Source organism: uncultured Capnocytophaga sp. (genome assembly GCF_937936315.1).
Taxonomy (GTDB): domain Bacteria; phylum Bacteroidota; class Bacteroidia; order Flavobacteriales; family Flavobacteriaceae; genus Capnocytophaga.
This window is the reverse complement of record NZ_CALGWU010000056.1, coordinates 115,326-132,010: the sequence shown is the minus strand read 5'-3', so window position 1 is coordinate 132,010 and position 16,685 is coordinate 115,326. Positions and strand designations below refer to the sequence as shown.

At 40.2% G+C, this 16,685-nt stretch carries 12 protein-coding genes; 6 read left to right on the top strand and 6 right to left on the bottom strand.

Features of this window, described 5'->3' with window-relative positions:
- Position 1 precedes the first annotated feature (1 nt).
- The 6 genes from Q0162_RS10745 to pheS form a co-directional block, all read right to left on the bottom strand.
- On the bottom strand, positions 2 to 1,624 hold the full coding sequence (locus tag Q0162_RS10745) for a RagB/SusD family nutrient uptake outer membrane protein (RefSeq protein ID WP_297891501.1): 1,623 nt from the start codon (positions 1,622 to 1,624) through the stop codon (positions 2 to 4).
- A gap of 12 nt (positions 1,625 to 1,636) precedes the next feature.
- Positions 1,637 to 4,573 carry a TonB-dependent receptor gene (locus Q0162_RS10740; protein ID WP_297891498.1) on the bottom strand — a complete coding sequence of 979 codons (2,937 nt, stop codon included), beginning with the start codon at positions 4,571 to 4,573 and terminating at the stop codon, positions 1,637 to 1,639.
- 58 nt (positions 4,574 to 4,631) lie between these two features.
- The gene (locus tag Q0162_RS10735; RefSeq protein WP_297891495.1) at positions 4,632 to 6,737 is read right to left on the bottom strand and encodes a glycoside hydrolase family 97 protein; all 2,106 of its coding nucleotides are present in this window, start codon (positions 6,735 to 6,737) and stop codon (positions 4,632 to 4,634) included.
- A gap of 130 nt (positions 6,738 to 6,867) precedes the next feature.
- On the bottom strand, positions 6,868 to 7,971 hold the full coding sequence (locus Q0162_RS10730) for a beta-ketoacyl synthase N-terminal-like domain-containing protein (protein WP_297891493.1): 1,104 nt from the start codon (positions 7,969 to 7,971) through the stop codon (positions 6,868 to 6,870).
- A 27-nt stretch (positions 7,972 to 7,998) separates the two neighbouring features.
- Positions 7,999 to 8,916 carry an ABC transporter ATP-binding protein gene (locus Q0162_RS10725; protein ID WP_297891491.1) on the bottom strand — a complete coding sequence of 306 codons (918 nt, stop codon included), beginning with the start codon at positions 8,914 to 8,916 and terminating at the stop codon, positions 7,999 to 8,001.
- 69 nt (positions 8,917 to 8,985) lie between these two features.
- Positions 8,986 to 10,008: a phenylalanine--tRNA ligase subunit alpha gene (gene pheS / locus Q0162_RS10720; protein ID WP_297891488.1), complete on the bottom strand. Its 1,023-nt coding sequence runs from the start codon at positions 10,006 to 10,008 to the stop codon at positions 8,986 to 8,988.
- Positions 10,009 to 10,242: 234 nt separating this feature from the next.
- Here pheS and Q0162_RS10715 point away from each other — a divergent pair, with 234 nt between their 5' ends.
- The 6 genes from Q0162_RS10715 to Q0162_RS10690 all read left to right on the top strand — a co-directional run bounded on the left by Q0162_RS10715 (position 10,243) and on the right by Q0162_RS10690 (position 16,685).
- Entirely contained in the window at positions 10,243 to 10,488 is a 246-nt protein-coding gene (locus Q0162_RS10715) for a FeoA family protein (protein ID WP_297891485.1), read from the top strand.
- A 3-nt stretch (positions 10,489 to 10,491) separates the two neighbouring features.
- Entirely contained in the window at positions 10,492 to 12,489 is a 1,998-nt protein-coding gene (feoB, locus tag Q0162_RS10710) for a ferrous iron transport protein B (protein WP_297891482.1), read from the top strand.
- A gap of 94 nt (positions 12,490 to 12,583) precedes the next feature.
- The gene (locus Q0162_RS10705) at positions 12,584 to 13,336 is read left to right on the top strand and encodes a patatin-like phospholipase family protein (protein WP_297891479.1); all 753 of its coding nucleotides are present in this window, start codon (positions 12,584 to 12,586) and stop codon (positions 13,334 to 13,336) included.
- Between the two features lie 70 nt (positions 13,337 to 13,406).
- Entirely contained in the window at positions 13,407 to 14,465 is a 1,059-nt protein-coding gene (locus Q0162_RS10700; RefSeq protein WP_297891478.1) for a hypothetical protein, read from the top strand.
- Between the two features lie 5 nt (positions 14,466 to 14,470).
- Positions 14,471 to 15,061, top strand: a complete 591-nt coding sequence (locus tag Q0162_RS10695) for a hypothetical protein (RefSeq protein WP_002678535.1) — start codon at positions 14,471 to 14,473, stop codon at positions 15,059 to 15,061.
- A gap of 340 nt (positions 15,062 to 15,401) precedes the next feature.
- Positions 15,402 to 16,685, top strand: a complete 1,284-nt coding sequence (locus tag Q0162_RS10690; RefSeq protein ID WP_002678615.1) for a citrate synthase — start codon at positions 15,402 to 15,404, stop codon at positions 16,683 to 16,685.

Below are 16,685 nucleotides of genomic sequence, written 5' to 3'. Positions count from 1 at the left end.
TTTAGTATCCAGTGTTTTGTCTAAGGTTTTCATTAGCAGTAAGCGCATCTTGAGGAATAGGATATAAGTTTCTGAAATCAGGAACTGCTACCCCAGAAGCCGCACCTCCTTTTAGAGACCAGAGATAATTGGTGGTGGTAAATTTATCATAACGAATGAGGTCGGTACGGCGCAATCCTTCCCAATAGAGTTCGCGAGCGCGTTCGTCTAAGATAAAATCTAAGGTAAGGTCGCTATTGGTTATGTTGCCAGAGGCGTTTCCATAAGCGCGGGTACGCAATTGGTTTATATAGTTTAAAGCAGTAGTTCTATTACCACCAGAGCCACCACGTAGTACAGCTTCAGCATAAGTAAGATATACTTCGGCTAAACGAATGAGCGGTAAATCGGTGTCTGGAAAATCTTTAGCAGGGTCTTTACCTACGGTTCCTGTAGAGGTTATATTTCTAAACTTAGTTACTGCATAACCAGCTGTTTTAAAGTCTTTTATATTAGTATTTTCATAGGTTTGCCCATCGGTATGGAACATAGCACGTTTATCTTTCCAAGCGGTAGGTTCGTTATTACCATTGCGTACTGAAGCTTCAAATTTATCGACAAACTCTTTAGTAACTGTAATACCTTGCCATCCACCATTAATACCAATTAAGTTAGGATTCATATTTCCTCCTGTAGCTGCGTGAGTAATAAAAGACGTTCCTCCGTGAGTTTTGGTGTTCAATCCATCAAAATTCACTACGAAAATAAATTCGTTTTGAGCGCCATTACTATTGTTATCAGCTAAGAATAGTTCATCATAAGCAGTACCATTGTTATTAGCATCGGTAGTGTTTAAGCTATATGATGAGGCGATCACCTTATTGGCATAAGTAATACAATCGGTATATTTGTCTACCCCTATATACACTTTAGCATTGAGGTATAAACGTGCGAGTAGAGCTTGTGCGGCTACGGCATCTACACGACCATATTCATTAGCACGAGCTGCTTTTAGCTTAGTTTCCAAATCTTTTAGTTCGCTTTCTACGAAGTTAAAGAGTTCATTACGAGAGTTTTGAACAGGTTTTAAATCAGCTTTTGATGAGGTAATCAAGGGAGCTTTTCCAAAAGCGTCTATTACGTTGTAATAAGCGTAAGCACGGATAAATCGTGCTTCGGCAATATAATAAGCTACTTCGGGGTCTGAAGCCAACGCTTGTGCATTATCAATAAACGAATTGGTAAAAGCGATTTGTTGCCCCAAACGGTTGTAATAACCATTAGTGAAAGCGTTAGAAGGAGTCCAACTCATATTGTGAAAATCGGGTACTCCTGCATCTGCCCAACGAATAATGGCTTCATCAGTACTTGACTCTTGCAAGTAAAACTGTGCACGGGTGAACTGAGTGGAGCTTTCGTCTACATTAGCAAGGTCACCATCTCCAGAAGGCCCCTTTTGTCCTGTAACTGCCATTGAGGCGTAGATTTTAGCTAAGGCACTTTTAGCTTCAGTAGCGTTTTTGAATACGTCTTTCTCAGTGAAGCTATCGGGGTCAATAGGCTCTTGGTCTAAGTCCTTCATACAAGCACTAAGGGAAAGAGCCACTGTAAGCCCTAAAATACTATGTTTAATATATTTTTTCATACTTTGCATACATTAAAAGTTAAGATTCAAGCCCAATAAGTAAGTTTGAGGGCGAGGATAAAAATTGTTGTCAATACCGCCAAACACTTCTGGGTCTAAGCCACTGTATTTAGTAATAGTCAATACATTTTGTACAGTACCATAGAGGCGGATGTGCATTTTATCAGTGTGAGGGAAGGTATAGCCTAAAGTGATATTGTCTAACTTGAAGAATGAAGCGTTTTCAATATAGTAATCACTTAACCACGCTTGGTCGTTATGGCGTTGGAAATTAGCATCTGCCTGATTTGCTTTAATATTAACAATAAAGCCACTATTAGCTGTAATTTCACCAAGCTGATCTAAACGAGATTGAGTGTTATTATACGCATAATTACCGATGTTTGCACGGGTAGTGATGTTTAAATCCCAATTCTTGTAGTTTAAATCGGTGCCAAATCCCATAGTTATAGGGGCAAAAGGTGATTTGTACAAGTAGCGGTCACCTTCGTCAATTTTGCCGTTGGCATTTCTATCAACAAAAGTATTTTCGATAGGTTTGCCTTGTGCATCATACACTTGTTGATAGACATAAAAAGAATAAGGTGTTTCTCCTTGTCGGTGTAATTGTACACGGTTACCTGTACCACCTTCTATACCTCCAGTAGGTTGATCGTCGGGCATACGGGTAATTTTATTATCATTGTAAGCAATATTATAATTTAGGCTCCAACGGATGTTTTTTTCGGTATTGCGTATAGGAGTAACAGTCAAACCAAATTCAACTCCTTTGTTTTCCATATCTCCCACGTTAGCATTCACACGGTTTTTGAAGTTGGTGAAAGGGTCGATAGTGGTTTCGGCAATTAGGTCTTTAGTTTGTTTGCGATATACATCGAGGGTACCAGTAATAAGGTTATTCCACAAGGCAAAATCAATACCAGCATTGAGGGTATTTCCAATTTCCCAACGTAGGTTTTTGTTGGTAACACTAGGGCGGTAGGTTTGATAGAAGCTATTACCTAATTGGTAAGAAGCGCCATCTTGGCTACGGGTATAATTGGTAAGGAATAGGTAGTCGCCCAAACCATTTACGTTCCCTACTTCACCATAACCAAAACGCAATTTGAGTTCGTTAAGAGTTTTGTTATCTTTAAGGAAATTCTCGTTGCTCACATTCCAAGCCAAGGCAACTGAAGGGAAGTAGCCCCAACGGTCGTCTGGGTTTAGTTTAGAAGAAGCATCGGCACGGAGGGTAGCGGTAAGGAGGTAACGATCTTTGTATCCATAGTTAGCACGGCCAAAGAATGACATTAACACGTTTTTACTTTTGTTGATATTAGGGATGTGTTTGTTATCACTAGGATTTACAAAGTAATCGTGTTGTGTACTATTATCATCAAATTCAAAAGATTGATAAGAGTGTCCTAGCATTAGCCCAATACTATGTGTATCTTTGATGTCCTTCATATAGTTTACATAAGCATCAAACAACTTATTAGTAGCTTTATTATTATAGGTATTAGTACTTCCTGCAAAACCAGTAGTGGCAGTAGGCATTTTAGGATCTATAATTTTATCGCCTTTACCATTGCTATAGTCTAAACCAGCATTTACGGTAGCGGTAATATCTTTAAAGAAAGGCAAGGTATAATCTACTTTTACATTACCAATAAAGCGAAACACTTTAGAACTATCGTCGGTAAAGTTCAATAACGCCATAGGGTTGGTAGCTGCTAAGTTAGAACGATTTCCTGTAGCCGGATCAATCCAAGCGTGATATCCTCCGTATTTAGCAGGACCTCCAAAGACTGACTGGGTAGGGTCATAAAGTACCGCTGAACTTATAGCTCCTTTTTCGGCGAAGCGGTTTTGCATATAAGTACCATTGGCATTGAATTCTAATTTCAATGATTTATCAAAGAAAGTAGGGTTCAAGCTAATTTTGGCATTGGTACGTTTGAAATTATCGGTGCGCAACACCCCATCGGCATACGAATGTCCTATTGATACACGGTAAGGCAAAGATTTGTAAGCGCCAGATAGCACTAAAGTACTATTACTCATAGGGGCTACTTGGTAGATTTCTTTTTGCCAATTGGTATTAGCATTGCCCAAGAGCGCCTCGGCAGCAGGGTTATTCAATCCTTTTACAGTTTGGCGGTATTGATCGGCACTCATTACATCAACATATTTGTTTACGTCTTGTAGGGCTATGCTGGTGTTGAAGCTAATCTTCATATCTTGGTTTGCTTTTCCTTTTTTGGTGGTAATCATAATCACCCCATTGGCAGCACGAGAACCGAAGATAGCGGTAGATGAAGCGTCTTTCAATACAGTCATACTTTCGATATCTTCGGGGTTGATAGAGTTGAAGATACTACGAGAACCGCCCACACCGCCATCATTCATTGGGACACCATCGATTACAATTAGTGGGTTAGAAGTCAAGGATAAAGAGCCATTACCACGTACGCGAATGGTTTGTCCTTCACCAGGAGCTCCACTTGCAGAGGTCATTTGTACCCCAGCTATTTTACCTTGGATAAGCTGGTCGGCATTTACAGCAGGAGCTTTGTTAAAGTCCTTATCGGTTACTAAGTTTACAGAGCCTGTTAAGTCCTTTTTTCTCACAGCTCCATAGCCGATAACAACCACGTCGCCGAGTTGTTGTACATCTTCTTGAAGAACGATGTTCATAGTTCCTGCTTTAGCTGCTACTTCTTGAGATTTGAAACCTACAGATGAGAATACAAGCGTAGCTCCTTTCTCTACTTTTAGTTCAAAATTACCATCGAAATCGGCGGCAGCACCATGAGAAGTACCTTTAACAAGGACACTAGCACCCATTAGAGGTTCACCTGTGCCATCTTTCACTGTTCCTTTTACAGTGATTTGCTGTGCATAACCGAAAGCTACACACAAGAAAAATACTACTGTATAAAGTAGTTTGTTCATTTTTACTTTCATACGAATAAAATTGGGAAATTTGTCAATTTGTCGATTTGCCAATTGACTTATTGATTCATTATTTAATTTCTTTAATGCTAACAGCATAGCCACCACCTTGAGCTGCTGTGAGTTTCAATTTGGTTTTAGCATTTACTTTTTGTTTGGTGATTGTATATGCCTTAGGATTGGTTTTCCAATTGGCATCTTTCGCATCGGCATAGATGGTAGCCTCATACTTCTTGCCTTTATCGAGGAAGTTGAGCAAAAGCTCTGAAGTGTGTCCGCCTTCGTGAGCGGTACAACCTACGTACCAATCGTTGCTGTGTTTATCTTTACGAGCAATGGTGATGTAACGTCCTGGTTCAGCTTCAAGATATACGCTTTTTTGCCAATCTACGGGTACATCTTTGATGAATTGGAAAGCATCCATAAATTTTTCGTAGTTTTCAGGCAAGTCGGCTGCCATTTGTAACGGACTGTACATTGTTACATACAACGCTAATTGGCGTGCCAAAGTAGTGCGTATCTGACTGTTGTTGTTAGGATTTACATACTTCATTTCGGTTTCGAAGATACCAGGGGTATAATCCATAGGACCACCTTGCAAACGAGTGAAAGGCAAGATAGTGGTATGGAATACTTTGTTGCCTCCAAAAGCCTCATACTCAGTACCTCTAGCTGATTCATTGCCTATCATATTCGGGTAAGTACGGCAGAGACCTGTAGGGCGTACCGCCTCGTGAGCATTCACCATTATTTTATATTTGGCTGCTTCTTTTATTGCATAGAGGTAGTGGTTGATAGTAGATTGGCTATAGTGGTGTTCGCCTACTGGAAGAATATCGCCTACATATCCACTTTTCACTGAGTTATAACCATATTTGTTCATCAACTCGTAAGCGGCTTTCATATGGCGCTCGTAGTTGCGCGTAGAGCCAGAAGTTTCGTGGTGCATCATCAGTTTCACACCTTTAGAATGAGCGTACTCGTTAAGCGCTTTGAGGTCGAAGTCGGGGTAAGGAGTTACAAAATCGAACACATAATCTTTTTTGTGACCAAACCAATCTTCCCAACCCACGTTCCAACCTTCTACCAACACTTGGTCGAAGCCGTGTTTAGCTGCAAAATCGATGTATTTACGCACGTTCTCGTTGGTAGCGCCGTGTGTACCATTGGGTTTAGTTTTGGTGTAATCTACGGTATTGAGGTCGATAGTAGGGAGGTCGTTCGTATAACTCCAAGAGCTTTTACCAGTGATCATTTCCCACCAAACACCCACGTATTTCACAGGTTTAATCCAAGAAGTATCGGCAATAGCACAAGGTTCGTTGAGATTGAGAATCAAGCGAGAAGCTAAGATTTTACGAGCATCGTCGCTCACCATAATCGTACGCCAAGGGCTATGGCAAGGAGCCATTAGGTAACCTTTATCACCTTTAGCATCGGGGGTGAGCCAAGATTGGAAGACGAAAGTTTTGTCGTCGAGATTGAGGTTCATCAACGAGTAGTCTACCAAGGCAGCTTCGTGAAGATTGATATACAAGCCGTCTTTGGTTTTCATCATTAGAGAAGTTTGTACGCCGGTAGGTGAAAAAGCGAACTGCGATACGTTTTCGGTAACAGCTTCTTTCATCAATCCGCGAATTTCAGAAAGTTTGCTTTCCATATAATCGTACTCTTGGGTATCGTAATCCCCAGGAATCCACCAAGCGGTGTGGTCGCCAGTCATTGCAAACTGAGAAAGTTCTTCCTCTACTACAAAATAGGTAAGTTCTTTTTGAGAAGGGAACTCATAACGGAAACCGACACCTTCATTATACACGCGAAAACGAATGTTCATTTTGCGTTTGGTGTTGTTTTGCTCTAAAGAAACAAGTAGTTCATTGTAGTGGTTAAGAATTTCGCTTTCTTCCCCCCATACAGGTTTCCAAGTTTCTCTGAAAGTAGATTTTTTAGTATCTACTACTTTAAAGTTATTGGTTAAAGGCTCAGCTTTTTTAAGAGTAAAGCCTAAAGTACTTTCGTTTATCACTGGTTTATTTTTGTAAGACACCTTATACGAAGGTGTTCCGTCATTTTTCAGTGAAAAAGAGAGTATCACATTGCCATCAGGAGAGGTTTGTTGCTGAGCCATAAGTAAATGCGCAGCAAAAACGCTCATCAACAAAATTATCTTTCTCATCTTTTTATTACTTTATAGTGTTAAAATTGGGCTCAAAGTTACGAATATTTTCTTAATAAGCAAATTTTTCTTCACTTTTTTTTAACATAAAAAAATAATATTCAGATGTTAGTAATTATATATTAGAGGGTTATAGTTGTTTGATTACAAGCGCGGTGTTGCTACCCCCAAAGCCTGAGGCTGTTTTGAGGATGTAATTCACTTCTTTATGCTGGGTTTCTCTCAACACATTAATAGGATGAGAAACACCGAGAGTTTCAAAATTAAGACTTTTTAGAAGGGTTTTGTAATGAGCTAATTCAATGGTAAGTAGGGTTTCGAGCAGACCAGAAGTACCTAATGTATGACCAAAGTAGCCTTTGTAACTATTGAGAGGAGCTGAGAGGAGATTAGCACGCATAAAGGCGATACTTTCCATTTCGTCATTATAGAGAGTTCCGGTACCGTGGGCATTGATAAGGTCTATTTGCTTGGGATCTATCTTTGCCTCATCGAGAGCGTTTTGGACACTCAAATAAAGTCCTTCGCCTGTGCGTGAAGGTCCTGAAATATGATTGGCATCATTGATAGAGCTGCTGCCCAATAGTTGCGCCTTAGCTCCTTGCGCTTCCTTACTTACATACACAACTGCTGCTGCCTCGCCTAAGGTAATGCCATCTCGAGTAGCGTCGTAAGGCTTACAGGGTTTAGGACTCATTGCTTGAAAAGACTGGAATCCCGAGAGTACAAACTCACTTATCTCGTCGCCAGCCAATACCACAGCACTGTCGTAACTATCTGTTTTTAGCAAACTATCAGCTACCGAGAGAGCCATAGCTCCTGATACACAAGCATTAGAAACAACAATAGGAGTTGTGGTAATACCTATTACATCGGCTATTTTTTGGGCAGTAGCCGAAAGCAAAGGTGTAGTATCACCTTTGGCAAGTGCCGAAATATTACCTTTGGTTGTGGAAAGTATAAAGGCAGTACGAGGAGTAATCTTAATGTAATTGAAAATAGGAAAGATTGCCAAAAGGAGCATTTTCTCTAATCTCGAAAATCCCTCACGCCCTATATGTTGCTGAAATTTGCTTTCTAAGGCACCATCGCCTATTTTAGAAAGACAAACATTAGGGAGTTGCCCATAGAGAGGGTAGCGCGCAATCCCTGATTGTTCTCTAAGCACCAAGCGTGCTGTTGTAGGGAGGTCGAGCCCTAAAGGTGTTACGATATTGTAGTGATGAAAATACATTTGGCAATTTGGTGCGAGCCACACGGGCTATTTCTCAATTTCTAAATAAACTGTAGCGTTTTTAGTTAAAGGGATGGGGTTATAGAAATAGACTTTTGTTTCGGGAGTCGTAGCTTCTATAAGATAATGTGAGCCTTGAAAGTAGTTATGTTGCACAGTAACTTGCCAATCGGTGGGTTGAGGGGCAAGCGCTATTTGATGAGGTTTGAAGAGTTTACCTTGATAGGCAGTTACTTCGCCAAAGAGAGAAGCAGTATAAGCATCGGTATCTTGAGCGTAGATGTTGAGAGTGTTGCCAAAATGCAACAATTCTCCTGCGCACATTATCGCTGTTTTATCGGAATAAGAAAGGGCATCTTTACCGTCGTGGGTTGCTACTATACAACTGATATTCTTCTCTTTTAAATAAGCAAAAAGGGTGCGCTGTAAATCGTTTTTCCTAAAATTATCTACCTGACTAAAAGGCTCATCGAGCAACAACAATTGAGGTTCTTGAGCTAATGCCATTGCCAATGCTACACGTTGTTTTTCGCCACCACTGAGGTTTAGAGCTTTTAGGGGAGCAAATCGCTCCATACCTACTAGGGTGAGGAGTTCCATTACACGTTCCTTTTTGTAGGTTAAATCAAGATTGGAAATGAACTTACCAACGTTCTCAGCAACGGTGTGATAAGGCCCTAAACCAAAATCTTGTGCGAGGTATTTCATCGTTTTGAAACCTGGCACTAACTGACGCGAGGGACCCCAAACGCGCTCATTATGAAAATGAATGGTGCCTTCTTGCACATCTATGAGTCCATAGATCACTTTGAGGAGAGTACTCTTGCCGCAGCCACTTTCTCCCATCAAGGAAAGATGTTCGCCTTGTGAAAGCTCAAAAGAGATATTTTTCAGTAATTCAGGTTGGCCTTCGTAGGCAAAAGATATATTTTTAAGGAAAAGCATTTTTTAAGTAACAAGTAATAAGTAACAGGTAAGAAAAGTTGTAACACATTTGTTACTCTGTTAATTTAATTAAAGAGCGCTTTTAAATTGTTCTAAGAAGCGAGCATCATTTTCGTAGAACATACGAATATCACCGATTTGGTAGAGCAACATTGCTATGCGTTCTACCCCCATGCCAAAAGCAAAACCACTATACTGTTCACTATCGATACCGCAGTTTTTAAGCACATTAGGGTCGGTCATACCACACCCCATAATTTCGAGCCAACCGGTACCTTTGGTAATGCGATAATCTACCTCGTTGTTAAGCCCCCAATAGATATCTACTTCGGCACTAGGCTCAGTGAAAGGGAAGTAGGATGGGCGTAAGCGGATACGGGATTTGCCAAACATTTCTTTAGTGAAGTACAAAAGTGTTTGTTTGAGGTCGGCAAACGATACGTTTTTGTCTATATACAAGCCTTCTACTTGGTGGAACAAGCAGTGAGAACGAGCAGAAATAGCCTCATTGCGGAACACACGTCCTGGAGAGATAGTGCGGATAGGCGGCTGGTAGTTTTCCATATAGCGTATCTGTACTGAACTAGTGTGAGTACGCAAGAGGATATCGGGGTTAGTTTGTATAAAGAAAGTATCCTGCATATCGCGTGCAGGGTGGTATTCGGGGAGATTGAGGGCAGTGAAGTTATGCCAATCGTCTTCCATTTCGGGACCATCGGAAACATCAAATCCTATGTTTGCAAAGATTTTTACAATTTCGTTTTTCACCAATGAAATAGGGTGGCGAGCCCCAATAGGGGCTGGAGTAGCAGGGCGGCTTAAATCACCATAAATACCTTTGCTCTCGTTGCGCTCTTCGAGGCGGTCACGCCACTCTTGTACTTTCGCTTCAGCCTTTTGTTTAAGTTCATTCACTACCTGCCCAAAGGTCTTTTTTTCTTCATTGGGAACTTCTTTGAAAGCTGCAAAAAAATCGTTTAGTAACCCTTTTTTACCAAGGTACTGAATGCGGAATTGTTCGAGTTCGTCTTTCGTTTTCGCTTTAAAATCCTCAATTTTAGCTATATGCTCTTTTATTTTATCAATCATCATAAGAGTAGAGAAAGGTCTTTTAGTCTTTTTCGAGACGCAAAAATACAAAATAATTAACAACTAACAAGTAACAAACAACAATTTGTAGAATTTACCAATTTTCCAATTTGACAATTAGCTAATTTGTAAGCAGCTCAAACGAGAGAGGATGACTAACTTCTGTTCACTATTTCTTGCTATTTAATAAATTATTCTTACTTTTGCCGTCTAAAACAATTCTAAATAACAATCGCTATGAAAAAAGTACCTTCTCACCCTCATACCATTGCCGACCTTGAAAAAGGTGAAAAAGGTATCATTCAGGAGTTTGACTGCTGTAAAATTCCTCTTAAACTCATTGAATTAGGCTGTTTTGTAGGCAGTGAAGTGGAAGTACTCCAAAAAGCGACTTTTGGCGATCCTATTTACATTCGTATGAACGATGTATATCTTTCTATTAGAAAAGATATGGCAAAAACAATTCAATTAGCAGATTCTTAAACATTGGCACATCTTAAAATCGCCCTTGTGGGCAACCCTAATACAGGAAAAACATCTCTTTTCAATGCGCTTACAGGCTTAAACCAACAAGTGGGCAACTACCCTGGTATTACTGTAGAAAAGAAAATAGGGCATTGCAAACTCCCTAATGACCAGCAAGCCGAAATCATCGACTTGCCAGGCACTTATAGTCTCAACCCAAGTTCGGAAGACGAACAAGTGGCTGTGGATACCCTCATCAACCGCCAAGGAACATACTTCCCCGATGTGGTGGTGGTGGTGAGCGAGGTGAGCAACCTCAAGCAAAACCTGCTGCTCTTCACCCAAGTGAAAGACCTCCAGCTGCCTACTATTCTGGTTATCAATATGGCTGACCAGATGCAGCGCAAAGGCATTAGCATAGATATCCCCCAATTAGAACGCTTGTTACACACCCGAGTTATCCTAACCAGCACTCGCAAAGGTGAAGGGCTTTTAGCATTGAAACAAGCTATTGTAAACTTCAAAGAATTATGGGTTGCCCCTTGTGTGGATATGTCGCGCTTGGAGGCTATACCCTTTGGTTCTTCGGAAAGTGAACAACGCCGCAAACAGCAGAAAGAGACGATTATCCGCTATCAGTTTATCAACGAAACGCTAAAAGAAACTTATACGGTAGATCAGCACAAGGCACAAACCCTGCGCGCCCGCCTCGACCGTTTTCTCATACATCCATTCTTTGGTTATGTGATATTTGCCGCCGTACTATTGCTCATTTTCCAAGCAGTTTTCACTTGGTCAAGCTACCCAATGGAGTGGATAGAAGGCGGTTTTAGCTTTTTAGGCGAATGGCTCGCTGCAAAATTGCCTGCAGGCGCACTTACTAATTTACTCATCGATGGTGTACTCCCTGGTATAGCAGGTATCACCGTGTTTATCCCACAAATAGCGGTACTTTTCACCCTGATAGCCCTCTTAGAAGAAAGTGGCTATATGAGTAGGGTTGTTTTTTTGATGGACAATGTGATGCGACGCTTTGGGCTTAGTGGCAAGAGTGTAGTGCCCTTGATTTCGGGGGCTGCTTGTGCTGTGCCAGCTGTGATGATTGCTCGCAATATAGAGAGCTGGAAAGAACGCCTTATCACTATACTCGTTACTCCGTTTATGACCTGCTCGGCGCGTTTGCCCGTGTATCTCATCATCATCAATTTGGTGATCCCCGAAGGTGATTTTCTGTGGGTTAGCTACAAAGCGTGGACGTTCTTTGCGATGTATTTTTTAGGCTTTGCAATGGCATTACTTTCGGCTTTTATCTTAGATAAAGTGCTGAAAATGCAAAAGAATAGCAGTTTTTTTATTGCCGAAATTCCCGACTATAAAATTCCGCTACTGCGCAATGTATGTCTTACAGTATACGAGAAAACCAAAGGTTTTGTAATGGGAGCGGGTAAGTTTATTTTGACAATTTCGGTATTGTTGTGGTTCTTAGGCTCTCACGGAATGGGCGAAAAGTACAACAGCATTGAGGCTACCGCCGAACAATTAGCGCAAACCCACCAATGGACAGAAGAACAAAAAGCGAATTACATCCAATCCGAAAGTTTAGAATACTCATTTTTAGGCTATATAGGCAAGGGGATAGAACCCGTATTTCGTCCGCTGGGTTACGATTGGAAGATAAGCATAGGAGTAGTCGCTTCATTTGCGGCTCGTGAGGTTTTTGTCAGCACATTATCAACGGTTTATAGTTTAGGAAAAGACCTCGATACCGAGGGAGAAGAAGGAGAACGCACGATTTTAGCAAAAATGCGCTCGGAAGTACACCCCGATGGCACCCCCGTATATACCCTTGGCACAGGGATTTCACTCTTGCTCTACTACGCTTTTGCAATGCAATGCCTTAGCACGGTTGCCGTGGTACGCAAAGAAACCAATAGCTGGAAATGGACAGCCCTACAGTTTTTGTTTATGACGGGCATTGCTTATATAAGTGCGATGTTGGCGTTTATTTTAATTAGATAATTAGCAAATTAGCAGATTGCCCCCGACTCACTTACTCGGCAATTGCCGACAATCCCGAAAGAGGACAATCCGTAAAAGCGATAATTGATAACTTATGGAGTTAGGTTTAGTATTTTCAGGAGGCGGGGTACGTGCTTTGGCACATGCCGGATTGCTCAAAGCCTTAGAAGAAAAAGGCTTGCGACCATCAATCATTTCAGGTACTAGTGGAGGCGCACTCATTGGGGCACTCTATGCTTGTGGGGTAAAACCCGATGATATGATGCGCTTTTTTAAGGAAACACCTTTGTTCAAATGGTCGATGATTACCTTTAGGAAAGTAGGCTTGGTGGATAGTGCTAAATACGCTAAATTCTTCAAAAAAGAACTTCAATACCACACTTTTGAAGAACTCCAACTACCCTTAATCGTTACTGCTACTAATTTGCTAAACGGCAAACTACAGTATTTTAGCAAAGGTGAACTCATACAGCCGCTAATAGCCTCAGCCGCTTTACCACCCTATTTTTCACCCGTGAGAATAGGTGAAAGCCTCTATTGCGACGGTGGAGTGCTAGACAATTTCCCTATTGAGCCTATTAGAAAACAATGTGATAAAATCATAGGTAGCTTTATAAATCCCTTAGGATCAATTACCGAAAAAGACCTCAGTAACTCTTTCCAATTTATGCAGCGTATCTACAACATCGCGATGGACGGCAACTACAGTCGTAAATTCAAAAAATGCGATTTGCTATTGTTACACAACCTCAGCAATATAGGGGTGCTGGATACCAAAATGCTCGATCACGCTTTTGAATACGGTTATGAAATGGGAATAAAAAGATTAGCGGAGTTGAAAGATTAACAATTCTTTAACAATTTTATTTCTCTAAAACCTATACTTTTGCGCCGTTAAATTATAGTAATTCAGTAATATGAAGAAATTTTTATTAAGCCTTTTGGCAACAGCTACCCTTGTAGGGTGTGGTAGTAAGGACAATAATGAACCCGTTTATAGTCCTGAAGATGGTAAAACCATAGTAAAAAACACTATGGAAAGTGTTTATGACTGCTTTAAAAAAGCTAATGATGGCAGTTTTGCTGATTTTTTGTTCCAAGTGAATAAAAAATCAGGAGATAATACTTGGGCTGAATATTTAGGTGAAAAATTCTATGACCAATATGATACTCAAAAAAATGGAGGTTTTAATTTCCAAGAGTTGAAAGGTATTTACACTTGGAATGTTGTTACTAAAGAGTGGAGTAAGACTGGTTCTAGCAGTAATATCACTTGGATTTTCCCTGCTACTGCTAATGGTACTAACCTCAATGGTCGTGCAGTACTAGAGAACTATCAAGATAAAGTTATCACTGTAGAAAGTGATCGTGAAAGATTTCCTGTGAAAGGACATATTATCATCACGGTAGACAATAAAAAAGTAGCTGAAATGAAACTTAATAATGTTACTTTTGAAGAAAATACCAATTTTCTTTTCCCTAACCATATTGATCTTACTATTTACACTGAACCATTCACTACTACTGTGAAACTTACAAAACGTACTGCTGAAGAATTTCTTTTTGATTTTTCTCTCAGTTCACCAAAAGGTTGTACAACAGTGCTTAGAGCTAATGCAAAACTAACTTCAAGCAACTATAATAGTTTTACTTCAGTAGAAGAAGCATTTGATAATATTAACTTAATAGCTATCCAAAATGATTTGCAATTGGTGGCTAAGGTAGATGTAAAAGCTATTCATAAAGCAGGTAAAAAAATTGGAGATCTCACTACAGAAGAAGTAAACACTTATGTTAAGGCAGAACTCTTTAAAGTAAATGGAGGAAAGATTGCTGATGTGAAATATGCAGTTGAAGGTGATGACGATATAATTTACTTCATTTATTCAGATGGTTCAAAAGTGAAAGCAGAAGAATATGTTTCTGACTTCCAAGAAAAAGTAAAAAACATTTTTAAACGCTTTTTTAATGAATAAAACTGATGAAAAAGAATTTATTTTTCATATTTATAATAATTAGCAGCATTGCTCTCGCTCAAGAGAGCAATGCTCTTTTTACTTCTACTGATAGCCTTACAACCTCTCCTACTACTTGTAAACATCAAATAGGTATAGGGCTTTCTAAATTTGTAAATGCTGCTTTTCCAAGTGATAGCAATGCTTTTTTGTTAGAATATCGCTACCAGAAAACACCAACTGTTGCTTATCGTATAGGAGGTGATTATCGTGCAGAAAGCTCTAAAGATAGCAGTTATGAAATAGCCCTAAAAATAGGGATTGATAGATTGCTAAAAAACTACAACAAATGGCAATTTTACTATGGTATTGACCTTTGGGGGCGTTATCTGCACTATGGCGAACGAAAACAACATTACACTAATATCGCTATAAATCCTTTTCTAGGTATACTTTTTCGCTTTAGTAAAAATTTTTCAGTAGCTACCGAACCTGGTTTTTTTGTAAAATATAATATCCGTCGCGACCGTCGGAGTTTTGATCCTGAAGCACAAGCTGAATGGTTTGAAAGTCGCTTGGCTAAAATAGGGTTTATACAATTGAATTTTCATTTTTAATTTAGTATTCACATATTCAGCTAATCTACCTTCTTTTTTGCGAAATCCTCAATTTCTCCCTACCCAAATTATCAAATCAATAATACGACTCTTCCTTTTTTGTGATATCTTCAAAATTTTAACACTTTAACTGCTTAGAACCTCTGTTCTTTACATAAAACGCTGATTTTCAATAAAAATACGTTAAAGTTTTGTTAAAATACAATTTTCATTAGGTTGCTTTCAGTTGTTTTTTCTTACCTTTACCACGCAAAAGATGATAAAATCGAAAATAGAGCTACAAAGTTTTATCTTTTTTTAACATTTAAGAAGCATTTAAAAACACTAAAAACAAATTGATATGGAAAACACAGCAAAATTGATTTTTGAAGGAAAAGAGTATGAATTTCCTATTGTAGTAGGGACTGAAAATGAAAAAGCAATCAATATTGAAAAATTGCGAGCCCTGACTGGATTGGTAACCTTAGATTCAGGTTACAAGAACACTGGTTCTTGCAAAAGCGCTATTACTTTCCTCGACGGTGAAAAAGGTATTTTGCGCTATCGTGGCTATAATATCGAAGAATTGGCTGCTAAAGCCGAGTTCCTCGAAGTAGCCTATCTTCTTATCTTTGGCGAACTTCCCACTGCCGAAGAGTACGACGATTTCAAAAAAACAATTCACAAGTATACCCTTGTACACGAGGATATGCGTCACATTATGGACGGTTTTCCGCGCTCGGCGCACCCTATGGGGGTATTGGCATCGGCTACTAGTGCGCTCACCGCTTTCAACCCTGTACCAGTGAATGTACATTGCCCTAAACACGTCTATCAAGCGGTCTGCAAAGCTATTGCCAAAGTAACCATTATCGCTACTTGGGTATACCGCAAACGTGAAGGTTTACCGCTGAATTACTACGACAACAAGAAAGGTTATATCGAGAATATTTTGCGACTCTTCTTTGAAATTCCTACTGAGGAATACAAAATCAACCCTACCATTGTGAGTGCTCTCAACAAGTTGCTCATCCTCCACGGCGACCACGAACAGAACTGTTCTACTTCTACCGTGCGCTTGGTAGGGTCTTCAGAGGCGGGTCTGTTTGCCAGTATATCTTCAGGGGTTTCTGCCCTTTGGGGTCGCCTCCACGGCGGGGCAAACCAAGCGGTGATTGAGATGCTCGAAGAAATTCACGCCGATGGGGGTGGGGTAGATAAGTTCATCAACAAAGCAAAGGACAAAAACGACCCTTTCCGCCTAATGGGCTTTGGTCACCGTGTGTACAAAAACTTCGACCCACGGGCTAAAATCATCAAAGTGGCTGCCGATGATGTGCTCAATGCCTTAGGCATCGACGACCCTATTTTTGGCATTGCCAAACATCTCGAAAAAGTAGCTTTGGAAGATGACTACTTCAAATCGCGCAACCTCTACCCCAATGTAGATTTCTATTCAGGTATCATCTACAAAGCCTTGGGTATGCACTTAGAGATGTTCACCGTGCTTTTTGCTATCGGTCGTCTCCCTGGTTGGATTGCCCAATGGAAGGAAATGCGCCAAGGAGGAGAGCCTATCGGTCGTCCACGACAAATATACGTAGGTGCCACCGAAAGACCTTTTGTTGAATTGAATAAAAGATAA

Excerpts from the sequence above, each read along its gene's own strand:
- Q0162_RS10745 (WP_297891501.1), bottom strand. The coding sequence starts at position 1,624 with ATGAAAAAATATATTAAACATAGTATTTTAGGGCTTACAGTGGCTCTT.
- Q0162_RS10740 (WP_297891498.1), bottom strand. The coding sequence starts at position 4,573 with ATGAAAGTAAAAATGAACAAACTACTTTATACAGTAGTATTTTTCTTG.
- Q0162_RS10735 (WP_297891495.1), bottom strand. The coding sequence starts at position 6,737 with ATGAGAAAGATAATTTTGTTGATGAGCGTTTTTGCTGCGCATTTACTT.
- Q0162_RS10730 (WP_297891493.1), bottom strand. The coding sequence starts at position 7,971 with ATGTATTTTCATCACTACAATATCGTAACACCTTTAGGGCTCGACCTC.
- Q0162_RS10725 (WP_297891491.1), bottom strand. The coding sequence starts at position 8,916 with ATGCTTTTCCTTAAAAATATATCTTTTGCCTACGAAGGCCAACCTGAA.
- pheS (WP_297891488.1), bottom strand. The coding sequence starts at position 10,008 with ATGATGATTGATAAAATAAAAGAGCATATAGCTAAAATTGAGGATTTT.
- Q0162_RS10715 (WP_297891485.1), top strand. The coding sequence starts at position 10,243 with ATGAAAAAAGTACCTTCTCACCCTCATACCATTGCCGACCTTGAAAAA.
- Q0162_RS10705 (WP_297891479.1), top strand. The coding sequence starts at position 12,584 with ATGGAGTTAGGTTTAGTATTTTCAGGAGGCGGGGTACGTGCTTTGGCA.
- Q0162_RS10700 (WP_297891478.1), top strand. The coding sequence starts at position 13,407 with ATGAAGAAATTTTTATTAAGCCTTTTGGCAACAGCTACCCTTGTAGGG.
- Q0162_RS10695 (WP_002678535.1), top strand. The coding sequence starts at position 14,471 with ATGAAAAAGAATTTATTTTTCATATTTATAATAATTAGCAGCATTGCT.
- Q0162_RS10690 (WP_002678615.1), top strand. The coding sequence starts at position 15,402 with ATGGAAAACACAGCAAAATTGATTTTTGAAGGAAAAGAGTATGAATTT.